Source organism: Billgrantia hypersalina, assembly GCF_052584175.1.
This window is the reverse complement of the sequence record NZ_JBMIQI010000018.1, coordinates 661,203-676,203: the sequence shown is the minus strand read 5'-3', so window position 1 is coordinate 676,203 and position 15,001 is coordinate 661,203. Positions and strand designations below refer to the sequence as shown.

The window sequence follows — 15,001 nt, the reverse complement described above, 5'->3', positions numbered from 1 at the left end:
GGCTCATGAGTTGCCAAGGCAGACATCGCATTGTAGCAGCTCTCGCGTCAACCACGACCCCTGATGAGGATTCACATGTCTCGGGAAGCCCGTCTCGAGCGCCTGCTCGATTTCCTGCACCGTTCTCCCACTCCTTGGCATGCCGTCTCGGTCATGGCCGAACGGCTCGAAGCCGCCGGTTATCGCCGGCTTGACGAACGACTGCCCTGGCAGCTTGTGCCCGGCGAGCGAGTCTATGCCACGCGCAACGACTCGTCGATCGTTGCGCTGCAACTGCCTCGAGACGGTCTCGAGTCGTTGCGGATGGTCGGCGCTCATACCGATAGCCCCGGGCTGCGCTTGAAACCGCAAGCCGCTCAAGTCTCGGCCGGCTGGCTACAGCTCGGTGTCGAACTCTATGGCGGCGTGCTGCTTGCGCCCTGGTACGATCGCGACCTCGGCCTGGCAGGTCGCGTCCACGTGCGCCATCCCGAAGGCCGTATCGAAGGCGTGCTGCTGCACGTGGACCGACCCGTCGCCGTCATTCCGAGTCTCGCCATCCATCTCGATCGCGAGGTGAACAATGGCCGGCCCATCAATGCCCAGACCCAGATGCCCCCGGTCTTCCTGCAGGGCGGGGAGAAGGCCGACCTGCAGCGGCTGCTGCTCGAGTGGTTGGAGGCTCAGCACGGCATCGCGGGCGCCGAGATTCTCGACTTCGAGTTGGCACTGTTTGACGTGCAGCCTCCGGCGCTGATCGGTGTCGAGCGCGAACTGGTGGCCAGTGCGCGACTCGACAACCTGCTCTCCTGTTTCATCGGTCTCGAGGCGCTGCTCGAGAGCGACGGCAGCCAGGGCGTGGTGCTGGTGGCCAACGATCATGAAGAAGTAGGCAGTGCCAGTGCCAGCGGTGCCCAGGGGCCCTTCCTCGGCGATGTGCTGCGCCGTGTCAACGCGCAGCTCGGCGAGGCCGGCGACGAAGGCTTCATTCGCTTGATCCAGGCCTCGCGCATGATCTCCTGCGACAATGCCCACGCCCTCCACCCCAACTTCACCGACAAGCACGATGCCGCCCATGGGCCGGCGATCAACGGCGGGCCGGTGATCAAGGTCAACGCCAACCAGCGATACGCCACCAACAGTGCGACCTCGGCGCTGTTCCGTGATCTCTGCCGCGAAGCCGGCGTGCCGGTACAGACCTTCGTGACTCGTGCCGACATGGGCTGTGGCAGCACCATCGGACCGATCACCGCCACCGAGCTCGGCGTACCGACGCTGGACGTGGGCGTGCCGCAGTGGGCCATGCACTCGATTCGCGAAACCGCCGGTGCCAACGATGTGGAATACTTGACCCGGGCGCTGGTCGCCTTCGCCAACCGCCCGCAGCTGAGCTGAATCGCAACCACGAAAAACCCGGCGCCAAGGACGCCGGGTTTTTTCGATCTCTGGTGGCTACGCCCTGACTCGAACAGGGGACCCCATCATTATGAGTGATGTGCTCTAACCAACTGAGCTACGTAGCCAATCAACGGAGGCGAAGTTTACGGATTCACCTCTCCCAGGTCAAGCCTGGCGATGACGATCACACGTTGAAGCGGAAGTGAATCACGTCCCCATCCTGGACGACATACTCCTTGCCTTCGAGCCGCCACTTGCCGGCGTCCTTGGCACCCTGTTCACCGCCCAACGCGACGAAATCGTCATAAGCGATGACCTCGGCGCGGATGAAACCCTTCTGGAAGTCGGTGTGGATCACGCCCGCCGCCTCGGGGGCGGTGGCGCCGATCCTGACCGTCCAGGCGCGCACTTCCTTGACCCCCGCGGTGAAATAGGTCTGCAGTCCGAGCAGCTTGTAGCCGGCGCGAATCACCCGGTCGAGCCCAGGCTCCTCCATGCCCATTTCGTCGAGGAACATGGCGCGCTCTTCGTCATCCAGTTCGGCAATCTCGGCTTCCAGCTGGTTGCATACCGGTACCACGACGGCGCCCTCTTCGGCGGCAATCGCATTGACGACGTCGAGGTAGGGGTTGTTGTCGAAACCGTCCTCGTTGACGTTGGCGATGTACATGGTCGGCTTGAGCGTCAGGAAACCGAAACTCTTGAGCTGTCGCTTCTCTTCGTCATCGAGGCCGAAGCTGCGCAGCGGCTGGCCCTCGGCCAGGTGGGGCTGGATGCGGTCGAGGATCGCCTTGGTGGCGATGGCCTCCTTGTCGCCACCCTTGACCACGCGAACCAGGCGCTGGATGGCACGCTCGACGGTGTCGAGGTCGGCCAGTGCCAGTTCCAGGTTGATGGTCTCGATATCGGCGCGCGGATCGACCTGATTGGACACATGGATCACATTGTCGTTGTCGAAGCAGCGCACCACGTGGGCGATGGCCTGGGTCTCGCGGATATTGGCCAGGAACTGGTTGCCGAGCCCTTCACCCTTGGAGGCGCCCGCCACCAGACCGGCGATATCGACGAACTCCATGGTGGTGGGGATCACCTTCTGCGGTTTCACGATCTCGGCCAGCTTGTCGAGGCGCGGGTCGGGCATCGGCACGATGCCGACGTTGGGTTCGATGGTGCAGAAGGGGAAGTTCTCGGCGTCGATGCCGGACTTGGTCAGGGCATTGAAGAGAGTCGACTTGCCGACGTTGGGCAGGCCGACGATACCGCAGTTGAAACCCATGGTATTGTCCTGAGTAAGATGGCGGATGGCGTCGCAGTGGGGGCTATTCTAGATCAGCGTTCGATCCGGTTCAGCCCGTGAAGCTATGCAGCCGGCTCATGGCCCGGGCCCAGTCTTCCGACACGGCGAGCGGCAGTGTCGCCAGGCACTCCTCGAGAGCCGCGCCGATGGCCTCGAGCTCCGCCTTGCCGGGGCGCCCCAGCACGTAGTTTGTCACCTGGCGCGAGTCGCCGGGGTGACCGATGCCGATGCGCAATCGGTTGAAGTTCTTGTCGCCCAGTGCGCTGATGATGTCGCGCAGGCCGTTGTGCCCGCCGTGCCCGCCGCCCTGCTTGTAGCGGGCCGTGCCCGGGGGAATGTCCAGCTCGTCGTGGGCTACCAGCAGCTCCGCCGGGGCGATCTTGAAGAACTGGCACAGCGCCGCCACTGCTGCGCCGCTGCGGTTCATGAAGGTGGTGGGCTCGAGTAGGTGCAGTTCGTGGCCGTCGAGCAGCACCTTGGCGTAAAGGCCGAGGAACTTCTTCTCGGGGCGCAGCTCGGTGCCGGCCTGGCGAGCCAGGATCTCCACCAGCCAGGCGCCGGCGTTGTGGCGCGTGGCGGCGTAGTTGTCACCGGGATTGCCCAGCCCGATGATCGCCTTGACTTGGGGCATGCGAGGCCTCCAAACGAAAAAAGCGCCGCAGCGCTTGGTCGGGTCGGGAAGGGGCCGCCAGCGGACGGCCCCGACAGCAACGCTTACTCGCCGCTGCCTTCGCCTTCCTCGCCTTCACCTTCCGCGCCTTCTTCGGCCTCGCTACGGCCCTTCGGCTTGGTGATGCTCAGCACGGCGTTGTCGTGGTCGGCACCGTGGGTGAGTTCGACCAGGGTCACGCCAGCCGGCAGCTTGAGATCGGAGAGGTGCAGGGTGGTACCCATCTCGACGTCGCTGATATCGACCTCGAGGAAGTCGGGCAGATCCTTCGGCAGACAGCTGATCTGAACCTCGGTGGAGAGCACGTGCAGCTCGCCGCCCTGATCCTTGATGCCCTTGGACTTCTCTTCGCCCACGACGTGCAGCGGCACGTTGATGGTGATTTCGTGGGTGGCGTCAACACGCAGGAAGTCGGCGTGCGTGATCAGCGGCTTGTACGGATGGCGCTGCAGATCACGTACTACCACCTGCTCGCTCTTGCCGTCGATGACCAGGTTGAGCACGGAGGAGAAGAAGGTTTCATCCTCGATGGCCTTGTAGAACGGAGCCTTGTCGAGGGCGATCGGCTGGGGTGCCTTGTCGCCACCGTAGACGATGGCCGGCACCTCGAGGTTCGCACGACGCAGGCGGCGGCTCGCACCTTTCCCCAGGTCGTTACGAACGCTGGCATTGAGTGTGAAATCTGACATTGATAGTGCCTCTTGCTGAATGTAAGGGAGACGTGCGACCCGCGACCTGATCGCAACGTTCCCGAAAGCCCCCGCAGGGGCGCTACTCCGGCGCGTTCCTCAATGGAACATGGCGCTGACGGATTCTTCGTTGCTGACGCGGCGGATCGCTTCGGCGATCAGCCCCGCCACGCTGAGCTGGCGAATCTTGCCGCTGCGACGGGCAACGTCGGACAGCGGAATGGTATCGGTAACGACCACTTCGTCGAGCACCGAGCCGGTGATGTTCTCCACCGCCGGGCCCGAGAGGATCGGGTGGGTGGCGTAGGCCACCACCCGGCGCGCGCCGTGGTCCTTCAGCGCGTCGCCGGCCTTGCACAGGGTGCCGGCGGTATCGATCATGTCGTCGACCACCACGCAGGTGCGGTTCTCGATCTCGCCGATGATGTGCATCACCTGGGCCTGATTGGCCTGGGGGCGGCGCTTGTCGATGATGGCGAGATCGGCGTTGAGCTGCTTGGCGATGGCGCGGGCGCGTACCACGCCGCCCACATCGGGCGATACCACCACCAGGTCGTCGTAGTTCTGGCGCTCGATGTCGTCGAGCAGGATCGGCGAGCCGTAGACGTTGTCCACCGGCACATCGAAGAAACCCTGAATCTGATCGGCGTGAAGGTCCATGGTCATGACCCGGTCGACGCCGGCCTTGACCATCATGTCGGCAACCACCTTGGCCGAGATGGGAACCCGGGCGGAGCGCACCCGGCGGTCCTGGCGCGCGTAGCCGAAGTAGGGAACCACGGCGGTGATCCGCGTGGCCGAGGCCCGGCGCAGGGCATCCACCATCAGGATCAGTTCCATCAGGTTGTCGTTGGTCGGCGCGCAGGTGGATTGCAGAATGAAGACATCCTTGCCGCGAACGTTCTCGTTGATCTCGACCGCGATCTCGCCATCGCTGAACTGCCCGACCGTGGCGTTACCCATGCGAGTATCGAGACTCTCGGCGATCTTCTGGGCGAGTTCGGGGTTGGCATTCCCGGCAAAAACCATCAATTTTGACACGCGCATCCACCTATGCAGTGTTGGGGAGCTCCGTTGGCGATGAGCCAGGATGTCATGAGCGCAGCGTGTAGGAGCGAGCGCTTGGCGGCATCATGTTCAACGGCCTAGAGCAGCATGTAGCGGGGAGAGGTTCAGGCCGCGGGCCGTGAAGGCAGTATAGCGGCCCGGCAGATCAGCCATGAGTTGCCGAGCCTCGGCCTGCGAATCGAGACGGGCAAAAATGCAGCCACCGGTTCCCGTCAGCATGGCGGGTGCCCGGTTGCCAAGCCAGTCGAGTGCTTCGGCGACCGGCGGATAGAGTGATCTGACCGTCGGCTCGCAGTCGTTGTGCCAGCTGGGCGCTCCCCCCTGCAGTGCGCGCGCCATGGTAATCGGGGCAGTGTCACGTGTCAATTGCGCCGCCCCGAACACCGCGGCGGTGGCGATCTCGATGCCGGGATGCACGACCACGAACCAGGGCGTGTCGAGCGCGACCGGTGTGAGCTTGTCACCGACCCCCTCGGCCCAGGCGGCATGCCCGTGGACGAAGACCGGCACGTCGGCGCCGAGGCGCAGCCCGAGTTCCGCCAAGCGGTCGAGCGTGAGGTCCAGCTGCCAGAGCCGGTCGAGCCCGAGCAGCGTGGTGGCGGCATCGCTGCTGCCACCGCCCAGCCCGCCGCCCATGGGCAGGCGTTTGGTCAACTGGATATCGGCACCCAGCCGGCAGCCGGTTTGGGCCTGCAGCAGGCGAGCGGCGCGTACGATCAGGTTGGCCTCCTCGGGTACGCCGGCAAGCGAAGGCGACAAGCGGATCTGACCGTCTTCTCTCGGGCGCAGCCGCAGCTCGTCGCCATGGTCGAGGAACTGGAACAGCGTCTGCAGCTCGTGGTAGCCGTCGGCCCGACGACCAACGATATGCAACATGCGGTTGAGCTTGGCCGGCGCCGGCAGCACGAGCTCGCGCTTGGAGTCAGTCATCGAGGGTGGGGCGCCACTCCGTGACCACCAGCGTCACGCGCAGATCGTCAAATTCCATGACCAGCCGGCGGGGCAGGATCAACGACTCGACCTCGGTCCAGTCGCGATATTCGATCAGCCAGCCATCCTGTTCGAGCCGCTGCGGAAAGCCGTCGTCGTCGCGCTCGATCCGATACTGGCTATGCTCCGCGGGCAGGCCGCGAATCCAGTCGGAGAGCGAGCTGACCGGCAGCGACCAGCCGAGCTGCTGCTGCATCAGCGCCTCGGGCGTCTCGGCTTCGAAGCGGCCTTCGGCGTTAGCCAGCGTGAAACGTCCCTCACGGCCCTCGAGCAGGTTGCGGCCGCTGCCGAAGGGTCCGCTGATCAGCATGCGGTAGTAATGAGGATGTTGACTCCAATCCAGGTTGGCGCTAGTGGTCTCCTGGGGAGTTCGCAGCCCGGCCTTGCCGGTCAGTACCCAGGTATCCAGCGCCTCCAGGCGCTCCTGCTGGGCCTGCCACTGGTCGGACCTGCGGTCGCCGTCAGGCGACGTCCCGGGGGTGGCGCAGCCGGCCAGCAAGGCGAGGGTGAGGCACGTGGCAGCCCAGCGAATCGCAGCAGTGTAGCTTTTCATGGCGTTGTCTCGTTGGCGGTGGATGAGTCGGGCGCCAGTTGGGGAATGCGCTCCAGCAACGCGTCGATGAGAGGGCGCTCGTCGTGACGGTGCATCGCCTGCTCGACAATGCCACGAGCCGCGTCCTGGCGCTCCAGGACCCACAGCACTTCGGCCAGGTGGGCGGCGATCTCCTGGTCCGGCATCGCGGCGTATGCACGCTCCAGCCAGGGCAGGGCACGCTCCGGGTCGCCCAGTCGATAGTAGACCCAGCCCAGGCTGTCCATGATGGCGGGATTGCCTGGCTCGAGTTCATGGGCTCGCTCGATCAGGTCGCGCGCTTCTTCCAGCCGATCCTCGATATCGAGTTCCGCCAGGGTGTAGCCCAGAGCATTGAGGGCGGCGGCGTTGTCCGGGTTGGCCTCGATGATGCGTCCCATATCCCGCTCCATTGCCTCGAGGTCGCCGTTCCCCCAGGCGCGCATGGCGCGCAAATAAAGCAGCGCTTCGTCGTTGGGGGTGCGAGACAGCTCGCGGTCGAGCAGGGCGTCCGCTTCGGCGTGCATGCCGATTTCGTCGAGAAGTTCCACCTCCAGTGCCACCAGCTCACTGAAGCGGGTTTCATGACGCAGGCGCTCGATGCGCAGGAAGGCGCGGGCGTCGAGCAGGCGATCGTCCTCGATCAGCATCCTGGCCGCTCGCATGCGGGCGCGGAGGAAATCGCTGCCGGGGCTCACCTGGCGGTAATATAGTAGCGCGTTGTCGACCTCGTTCTCTTCCTCGGCGATGAGGCCCATCAGGTAGAAGGCGGTCGGCGGCGGCTCGTCGCTGCTGACCAGCGGCAGCAAGAGTCGCCGGGCGGCTTCGAGATGGCCGCCTTCCAGATAGAGACGTGCCAGCGAGAGGCGCAGCTCCTGGCCGCCGACGTGCTCGTCCAGCAGAGTCGAGGTGTGCCGTTCGGCGGCGGTGACATTGCCCAGCATCAGCTCGGCCTGGGCCATCAACAGCAGGAAGCGGGGGTCGCCGGGGGAGATTTCAAGGCCCTGGCGCGCTGCCTCGCGGGCCCGGCTCGGATTGTCCGCCTCCAGCTCCAGCTGGGCTCGGGTCAGCCACAGGGCAGGAAGTTCCGAGTGGTCGCGGGCGAGCAGCTCCAGGCGCCTCTCTGCTTGCTGGCGCTGCCCGGTGGCCGCCTCGAGGATGGCGGTTGCCAGTACCGCATCGTGGTAGTGAGGGTGGGTCTGCGCACCGGTGCGTTCGAGATAGTCACGCAAGCGTTCGCGCAGGGGGAGCGGATCGGTATCCGCCTCGAGCGCCAGTTCCGCAAACAGCGCCAGCTCGGCAGGTTGGCCCTGCTCGGCCAGCGCCAGGCGCCAGTCGAGTGCCGTCGGCCAGTCGCCGCGCTGCAGGGCCAGGCCGGCCAGCAGGCGTAGCGGCGCTTCGTCCCGGGGCGCGAGCTGGTGCCAGGCGTTCACTGCCTGTTCGAGCAACAAGGGGTCGTTGCTGAAACGCGCCGCCAGCGTGCCGCGCTCGGCCAATTGCGCGGCATCGTAGCGTTCGGCCATGGCCAGGTAGCCCAGGGTGGCGCGACGATAATTGCCGCGCTGTCCGGACAGCTCCGCCGTCAGCAGCGTTGCCAGCCCCTCGGCATCCAGCCCTCGTTCGATGGGAGGCGCCGTGGCCATGGGGTCCTCTGGCGAAGAGGTGGCGAAAGGATGGGTGGCCAGGCCTTGGCAGCCGCTCAGTAGGGCAGCGAGGCCGAGCGCTGCCCATCCATGGCGAGAAGAGCGTATCAGCGTCGAGGGCATGCGTATCTCATCCGGTGTCCCAAGCCGCCAGCATACCGACTAGCCATCCGTGGGCAAAGGGTCGCTGCGTTAGCCGCGCCATGCGCTTCGAATGCATCCTGCCTTGTCGTGCGTCAATTGCACGCTCCGTGGGCTTGGCGCCGAGACCGAAAGGCTGTGATAGAATGCAGCGCCGCAGAGACGTTTTTCACTTTTGACGGTGCCGCCGGCCGATACCACCGATGACGCTTATCGCATGACGCTTCTTGCCCTTGGAATCAACCACAAGACGGCCACTATCGCGGTACGCGAGCGGGTCGCCTTCGCCCCCGCTCAGCTGGAGTCGGCGCTGACCGAGCTGCGCCGGATTCCCCAGGTGCATGAAGCGGCAGTGCTCTCGACCTGCAACCGCACGGAGCTCTACTGCGTTACCGAGCCGAGCGGGGAGCGGGTGATACTCGACTGGCTGAGTCATTTTCACGGGCTGTCGCTCGATGAGCTGACGCCTTGCGCCTATCACTATCTCGACAACGACGCCGCGCGTCACCTGATGCGCGTAGCCGTGGGGCTGGATTCGATGGTGCTGGGGGAGCCTCAGATCCTGGGCCAGCTCAAGGATGCCTACCAGTCGGCACGCGAGGCGAGCGGCCTGGGCGGTGAGCTGGAGCTGCTGTTCCAGCACACCTTCGCCGTGGCCAAGCAGGTGCGCACGCGGACCGGCATCGGCCAGAATCCGGTCTCGGTGGCCTATGCCGCGGTGAGCTTGGCAAGTCGCATCTTCGAGGATTTCAGCCGCTCGCGGGCGTTGCTGATCGGCGCCGGCGAAACCATCGAGCTGGTGGCAAGGCACCTGCGCGAAGCCGGGGTGCGCGACATGATCGTGGCCAACCGCACGCGGGAGCGTGCCGAGCTGCTGGCCGGCGAATTCGGCGCCGAGGCGATCTCGCTCAACGAGATCCCCGATGCCCTGGCCCGTTCCGACATCGTCATCTCGTCGACTGCGTCCCCCTTGCCCATCCTGGGCAAGGGCATGGCGGAGAGAGCACTGAAGAAGCGCCGCCATCGACCGATCTTCATGGTCGACATCGCCGTGCCGCGGGACATCGAGCCCGAGGTCGGCGACCTTGACGACATTTTCTTGTACACCGTCGACGACCTCAACGAGGTGATACAGGAGAATCGTCGGCATCGCCAGGCGGCCGCCGACCAGGCGGAAGCCCTGATCGAGCACGGCGTGCACGTCTGGCTGCACGAGCGTCGCATACGCAGTGGCGGGGAGCTGATTCGGCGCTATCGCGACCAGGCGGCCGACCTGCGCGAGCAGTCCGAGCGCCAGGCCCTGGCAAGGCTGGCACGTGGCGAGGACCCCGAGGAGGTCATCCGCCTGTTGGCGCATCAGCTCACCAATCGCCTGCTGCATCGTCCCACGGTGGCACTGCGGGAGGCGTCGGGCAGCGAGCGCCGCGACCTGCTCAGCGCTGCCGAAGCGCTGCTGCTTGACTCACCATCAACGAAACCCTGACAGGACACGCCATGAAAGCGACCCTACGCCAGCGTCTCGACGGCTTCGTCGAACGCTTCGAGGAGCTCGCCGCCCTGCTGGCGGAGCCCGAGGTGATAAGCGATCAGCCTCGCTTTCGCGATTATTCGCGCGAGTATGCCGAGCTCGAGTCTCTGGTGGAGGCCTGGCGCGACTACCGGGCGACCGAGCGCGACCTGGAGGATGCCGAGCAGTTGGCCGGCGACAGCGATGCCGAGATGCGCGAGCTGGCCCAGATGGAGCTCGAAGAAGGGCGGGAGCGGCTCGACGACCTGGAAGCACGGCTGAAGCGGCTGCTGGTGCCTCGGGATCCGGACGATAGCCGCAACGTCTTCCTCGAAATTCGCGCCGGTACCGGTGGCGATGAAGCGGCCCTGTTCGCCGGCGATCTGTTTCGCATGTACTCCCGCTATGCCGAAAGGCAAGGCTGGAAGGTCGAGGTGATCAGCGCCAGCCATGGCGAGCAGGGTGGCTACAAGGAGATCATCACACGGGTGAAAGGCGAGGGCGTCTATGCCCGATTGAAGTTCGAGTCGGGGGCTCACCGGGTGCAACGGGTGCCCGCCACCGAGTCCCAGGGGCGGATCCATACCTCTGCCTGTACCGTGGCGGTGATGCCCGAGGCCGACGAGGTCGGTGACATCGACATCAATCCGTCCGACCTGCGGGTGGATACCTTCCGCTCCAGCGGCGCCGGGGGGCAGCACGTCAACACCACCGATTCGGCGATTCGCATTACCCACCTGCCCAGCGGTGTGGTGGTGGAGTGCCAGGAGGAGCGCAGCCAGCACAAGAACCGGGCCAAGGCGATGTCGCTGCTGGCCGCCCGGCTCAAGCAGAGCGCCGTGGAGAGTCATCAACGCGAGCGAGCCGACACCCGGCGCAGCCTGGTGGGATCCGGGGACCGCAGCGAGCGCATTCGTACCTACAATTTTCCTCAGGGGCGGCTGACCGACCACCGCATCAACCTTACCCTCTACAAGCTCGGCGAGGTCATGAGCGGTGAGCTGGATGAAGTAGTCGAGCCTCTGATCAATGAGCACCAGGCCGAGCAGCTCGCGGCGCTGCAGCAGGAAGCCTGATGCGTATCGATGCCTTGCTGGCATGGGCGGCTGAGCGCCTGGAGCGGTCGCGCACGCCCACGGCGCGGCTCGACGCCGAGGTGCTGTTGTGCCATGCGCTGGGGGTCGATCGCACCTGGCTCTATACCTGGGGCGACCGTATCGCACCAACGTTCGCGCGGGCCCGTTTCGAAGCGCTGATCGCAGCGCGTGCGGTGGGTCAGCCCGTGGCCTATCTCACCGGCAAGCGGGAATTCTGGGGGCTCTCCCTGGCGACGTCACCCCACACCCTGATCCCCCGGCCCGATACCGAAACCCTGGTGGAAGTGTTGCTCGGTTTGGCGCAACAAGCCTCGGGCCGCCTGCTTGACCTCGGCACCGGCACCGGTGCTATCGCCCTGGCCTTCGCCAGCGAGCGGTCGGGCTGGGAGGTACTTGGCATCGACCGGGTGCCAGAGGCGGTGGCGCTGGCCGACACCAACGCGAATCGATTGGGCATCGACAACGCGCGCTTCCTTGTCAGCGACTGGTTCGCTGCGCTGGCCGGAGAGCGCTTTGCCCTGGTGGCGGCCAATCCCCCCTATGTCGACGAGCAGGATCCGCACCTGGGGCAGGGTGATCTGCGCTTCGAACCGAGAAGTGCCCTGGTGGCGGCGGATTCGGGGCTGGCTGACCTGCGCCTTATCGGCGAGGCTGCCCTGGGCCACATCGAACCCGGCGGCTGGCTGGTTATGGAGCACGGCCACGACCAGGCGCGCGCCGTTCGGGAATTGCTGGAGGCCTGCGGTTACGTCGAGGTAACCAGCCGGCGGGACCTGGGCGGCCAGGAACGCGTGACGTTCGGCCGGCGGTCCAGCCAACGTTGAGGGTGTCCCACTGGAGGGTGGGCGGTCGCTGTGGTACATCTGTTCAGGAAATAATTCCAAATGTCGGCATGTTTGTGCGACCGAACACCAGCACCGCGCCTGATTACCGCGCTTTTTCAGGTCGATCTGCTGTCATGGCGACGCTTCACTCACCCTGATTCGGCATCCCTCGACACCATAATGAAAACCAAGACGCGCTCACTCGACCGTATTGACCTCAAGATCCTGCGCTGCCTGCAGGACAACGCCCGCATCTCCTACGTCGACCTGGCCGCCCAGGTCGGACTCTCCACCACGCCATGCCTGGAGCGCGTCAAGCGTCTCGAGAAGGCCGGTGTCATACGCGGCTACAAGGCGGTGCTCGATCCGCGCGCGCTCAAGGCCAATCTGCTGGTGTTCGTCGAGATCAGTCTCGAGACCCAGTCGCCGGCGGTGTTCGACGAATTCCGGCGCGCCGTGGCCCGACTGCCACAGATCCAGGAGTGCCATCTGGTCTCGGGGCAGTTCGATTACATTCTCAAGTGTCGTATTCCCGAGATGTCCGCTTACCGCCAGTTGCTGGGCGACGTGGTGCTGACCCTGCCCGGCGTCAAGGAGTCGAAGAGCTACGTGGTGATGGAGGAGGTCAAGGAGGAGTTCTCGCTCTACGTTCCCGACATCGAGGAGCTCGAAGGCAAGTAATGGCAATGAACGACGAAGCGCTGCTGCGCTACAGCCGGCAGATCATGCTGGACGCGATCGACATCGAGGGGCAGGAGAACCTGCTGGCTTCGCGTGCGCTGGTGGTAGGAGCCGGTGGGCTGGGTTCGCCGGTGGCGCTTTATCTTGCCGCGGCCGGGGTGGGACACCTGACCCTCGCCGATGTCGATACCGTGGAGCTCTCCAACCTACAGCGACAGATCGCCCATGGCATGGCCGACCTGGGGCGCAACAAGGCGGAGTCCGCCCGCGAGGCGGCGCTGGCGCTGAACCCGAGCTGCGACATCCGCGTTATCGCCGAGCATCTGGTCGGCGAGGCATTGCATGGGGTCGTCGCGGGGGTCGATCTGGTACTCGATTGCACCGACCGCTTCTCCAGCCGCTATGCCATCAATGCCGCCTGTCATCGGGCCGGGGTGCCGTTGGTCTCGGGGGCGGCGATACGCTTCTCGGGGCAGCTGGCGGTGTTCGATCCGCGCGATCCCTCCTCGCCCTGTTACGCTTGCCTCTACCCACCGGGAGAGGGGGACGACGAAGAGCTGCGCTGTGCCGAGAACGGTGTGGTAGCCCCCCTGGTCGGGTTGATCGGTTGTTTCCAGGCGTTGGAGGCGGTCAAGCTATTGTGCGGTGCTGGCGCGGTGCACCGCGGCCTTTCCACCTTCGATGGCTTGAGCGGGCAGTGGCGCCACTTCCATGTGCCCCGCGATCCAGCCTGTCCGGTCTGTGGTACGCACTGAACGGCGCCATGCGGGGGCCATGCCAGCCCTCCTCTTGATTCTGCAATGTCGGCTCCCGATCGGGGTGTCTTTCGCTCGGGTCACCCGTGGTGATGGTGTTTAATTGACATGGTGGGGTGGTTGCGTCCATGTAGCAGCGGCTCGGCTCGATTTCCTTGAGTGACGCAACGAAGTGCCTGGTTGCGGTATTTCCAACGGTTCTTCTCTCGTCAAAGGTGAGCTTGTGTTGGCTGCTTTCGTTATTGAATACTTGACAGCCTCGGGCGGTTTGATGCCAGACTAGCTGGGACTGCCGACTCCCTGACCGCGTCGAACCCTGCCGGAACTGAAAGCGCCTATCGAGAGAGGCGATCCGGCCCCTGTTCAGGAAATGCTGCATGACCACTGGCGAAACGACCGACAGCCCCGCCTCCTATTATCGCGACTCGCTCACGGTACGTCTCGCGCAACCCTGTCCGCCGCAGGTCGGGCACCAGCGGGTTGATGTTTGCGTCATTGGCGGCGGCATCACGGGCTGCTCCGCGGCGCTGCACCTGGCCGAGCGAGGCTATACGGTCATGCTGCTCGAAGCGCGCGAATTGGGCTATGGTGCCTCCGGCCGCAGCGGTGGCCAGATACTGCCCGGCCTGGGGACGGATATCGCTACTGTAGAGCAGGTGCTTGGCCGCGAGCGTGCGCGCGAGGTATGGCAGATGAGCCGTGAGGCGGTGCGCCTCACGGCCGCGCGCATCGAACGCCATGCCATTCCCTGCGACCTTGCCTGGGGCTACCTGCATGCGGCAGTGAAGCCGCGTCACGTGAGGGAGATGCAGCAATACCAGGAGCGTATGGCTCGCGATTACGATTACCTGGCGTTGCGCTGGCTCGAGGGAGACGCGCTGCGCGAACGTGTGGTCACCGACGCCTATCCGGGTGCCCTCTTCGAGAGCGAGGGCGGCCACCTGCATCCTCTCAATTACACCCTGGGCCTGGCGCGAGCGGCCCAGCAGGCCGGTGTGACCATTCATGAGCACAGCCCGGCCCTGGACATTCGCCGTGGACAGCCGGCCACCGTCGTTACGAGACAGGGAGAGATCAGGGCGGATTTCGTTGTCGTGGGCGCCAATGCCTACCTGGGGCGCCTGCTGCCTGAGCTCGAGGGGCGTGTCATGCGTGCGGCCAACTACATCGTCGCCACCGAGCCGCTTGGGGAAGAGCGGGTCGCTCGGGTGTTGCCGCAGAACGACGCTATCTCCGACGCCAACTTCGTACTCGACTATTATCGACTCTCCGCTGACCGGCGCCTGATCTATGGCGGGGAGGTCAGTTACGATGGACGCGAGCCCCGTGGCCTGCAGCAGCGCATGGATGCCAAGATCGCTCGGCTGTTCCCGGTGCTCAAGGGGGTGCGCATCGATTATCGCTGGGGCGGCGACGTGGCGATCACGCTCAATCGCGCCCCGGATTTCGGACGCATCGGCGATAACATCTATTATGCCCAGGGCTATTCGGGGCATGGCATGGCACTGGCGGGGATGGCGGGCCAGCTGATGGCCGAGGCCATAGCGGGGCAGAGCGAGCGTTTCGATGTCTTTGCCGCCATGCCGCATCGCCGCTTCCCCGGCGGCGATCGCCTGCGTACGCCGCTGCTGGTTCTGGCAACCACTTTCTACAAACTGCGCGACCGATTATAACGAACGAGATGCCCGGGA

14 protein-coding genes and 1 tRNA gene are annotated in these 15,001 nt (G+C 65.2%); 7 read left to right on the top strand and 8 right to left on the bottom strand.

Annotation, left to right across the window (positions count from 1 at the left end; genetic code table 11):
* The first annotated feature begins 75 nt into the window (after positions 1 to 75).
* Positions 76 to 1,374 (top strand): M18 family aminopeptidase, encoded by a 1,299-nt coding sequence (locus tag ACOJCM_RS17665; RefSeq protein WP_445213372.1) that lies wholly within the window; start codon positions 76 to 78, stop codon positions 1,372 to 1,374.
* 51 nt (positions 1,375 to 1,425) lie between these two features.
* Here ACOJCM_RS17665 and ACOJCM_RS17660 read toward each other — a convergent pair.
* The 8 genes from ACOJCM_RS17660 to ACOJCM_RS17625 form a co-directional block, all read right to left on the bottom strand.
* Positions 1,426 to 1,502, bottom strand: a tRNA-Met gene (locus tag ACOJCM_RS17660).
* 59 nt (positions 1,503 to 1,561) lie between these two features.
* Positions 1,562 to 2,653, bottom strand: a complete 1,092-nt coding sequence (gene ychF, locus ACOJCM_RS17655) for a redox-regulated ATPase YchF (RefSeq protein WP_445213371.1) — start codon at positions 2,651 to 2,653, stop codon at positions 1,562 to 1,564.
* A 70-nt stretch (positions 2,654 to 2,723) separates the two neighbouring features.
* On the bottom strand, positions 2,724 to 3,305 hold the full coding sequence (pth, locus tag ACOJCM_RS17650) for an aminoacyl-tRNA hydrolase (RefSeq protein WP_445213370.1): 582 nt from the start codon (positions 3,303 to 3,305) through the stop codon (positions 2,724 to 2,726).
* Positions 3,306 to 3,388: 83 nt separating this feature from the next.
* Entirely contained in the window at positions 3,389 to 4,033 is a 645-nt protein-coding gene (locus ACOJCM_RS17645) for a 50S ribosomal protein L25/general stress protein Ctc (RefSeq protein WP_445213369.1), read from the bottom strand.
* Positions 4,034 to 4,132: 99 nt separating this feature from the next.
* Positions 4,133 to 5,074 carry a ribose-phosphate pyrophosphokinase gene (locus ACOJCM_RS17640; protein ID WP_010629229.1) on the bottom strand — a complete coding sequence of 314 codons (942 nt, stop codon included), beginning with the start codon at positions 5,072 to 5,074 and terminating at the stop codon, positions 4,133 to 4,135.
* 96 nt (positions 5,075 to 5,170) lie between these two features.
* The gene (gene ispE, locus ACOJCM_RS17635) at positions 5,171 to 6,031 is read right to left on the bottom strand and encodes a 4-(cytidine 5'-diphospho)-2-C-methyl-D-erythritol kinase (RefSeq protein ID WP_445213368.1); all 861 of its coding nucleotides are present in this window, start codon (positions 6,029 to 6,031) and stop codon (positions 5,171 to 5,173) included.
* Entirely contained in the window at positions 6,024 to 6,644 is a 621-nt protein-coding gene (gene lolB, locus ACOJCM_RS17630; RefSeq protein ID WP_445213367.1) for a lipoprotein insertase outer membrane protein LolB, read from the bottom strand. Before lolB ends, ispE begins: the two co-directional genes overlap by 8 nt.
* The gene (locus ACOJCM_RS17625; RefSeq protein WP_445213366.1) at positions 6,641 to 8,428 is read right to left on the bottom strand and encodes a tetratricopeptide repeat protein; all 1,788 of its coding nucleotides are present in this window, start codon (positions 8,426 to 8,428) and stop codon (positions 6,641 to 6,643) included. The genes lolB and ACOJCM_RS17625 overlap by 4 nt, the downstream gene beginning before the upstream one ends.
* Positions 8,429 to 8,663: 235 nt before the next feature.
* Between ACOJCM_RS17625 and hemA the strand changes: the two genes are divergently transcribed.
* From hemA to ACOJCM_RS17595, 6 genes are all read left to right on the top strand, one after another.
* On the top strand, positions 8,664 to 9,929 hold the full coding sequence (gene hemA / locus ACOJCM_RS17620) for a glutamyl-tRNA reductase (protein ID WP_445213365.1): 1,266 nt from the start codon (positions 8,664 to 8,666) through the stop codon (positions 9,927 to 9,929).
* A gap of 11 nt (positions 9,930 to 9,940) precedes the next feature.
* Positions 9,941 to 11,029, top strand: coding sequence for a peptide chain release factor 1 (prfA, locus tag ACOJCM_RS17615; RefSeq protein ID WP_445213364.1), 1,089 nt, complete (start codon positions 9,941 to 9,943; stop codon positions 11,027 to 11,029).
* Positions 11,029 to 11,874, top strand: coding sequence for a peptide chain release factor N(5)-glutamine methyltransferase (gene prmC / locus ACOJCM_RS17610; protein WP_445213363.1), 846 nt, complete (start codon positions 11,029 to 11,031; stop codon positions 11,872 to 11,874). The genes prfA and prmC overlap by 1 nt, the downstream gene beginning before the upstream one ends.
* A 180-nt stretch (positions 11,875 to 12,054) precedes the next feature.
* Positions 12,055 to 12,555 (top strand): Lrp/AsnC ligand binding domain-containing protein, encoded by a 501-nt coding sequence (locus tag ACOJCM_RS17605; RefSeq protein WP_445213362.1) that lies wholly within the window; start codon positions 12,055 to 12,057, stop codon positions 12,553 to 12,555.
* Between the two features lie 5 nt (positions 12,556 to 12,560).
* On the top strand, positions 12,561 to 13,310 hold the full coding sequence (locus tag ACOJCM_RS17600; RefSeq protein ID WP_445213504.1) for a HesA/MoeB/ThiF family protein: 750 nt from the start codon (positions 12,561 to 12,563) through the stop codon (positions 13,308 to 13,310).
* Between the two features lie 377 nt (positions 13,311 to 13,687).
* Positions 13,688 to 14,983 carry an NAD(P)/FAD-dependent oxidoreductase gene (locus ACOJCM_RS17595; RefSeq protein WP_445213361.1) on the top strand — a complete coding sequence of 432 codons (1,296 nt, stop codon included), beginning with the start codon at positions 13,688 to 13,690 and terminating at the stop codon, positions 14,981 to 14,983.
* The last annotated feature ends 18 nt before the right edge of the window (positions 14,984 to 15,001 follow it).